The 262-nt window shown below is 43.9% G+C and carries 1 rRNA gene; it reads right to left on the reverse strand.

Annotated features, from left to right (window positions below):
* Positions 1-117, reverse strand: a 16S ribosomal RNA gene (locus tag KI375_RS27145); the annotation flags it as partial.
* Positions 118-262: the final 145 nt, after the last annotated feature.

Consider the following 262-nt stretch of genomic DNA (forward strand, 5'->3'; position numbering starts at 1 on the left):
TACTCACCCGTCCGCCGCTAATCGTCAAGGAGCAAGCTCCTATCTGATTCGCTCGACTTGCATGTATTAGGCACGCCGCCAGCGTTCGTCCTGAGCCAGGATCAAACTCTCATAAAAGTGTTGTTTCCTACTCAATTGCTGGCAATGGTTTAGAACCATTTATCCAATATTTATTGACGTTCGTTTCGTTCAGTTTTCAAAGATCAAACTTCGTTGCCTTTATTGGCGACTTTTCTATGTTACCAAATCGCATTCCCAATGT

It is taken from the genome of Bacillus sp. J14TS2, from assembly GCF_018333015.1.
In the GTDB taxonomy this organism is placed as follows: Bacteria; Bacillota; Bacilli; order Bacillales; family Bacillaceae_C; genus Lederbergia.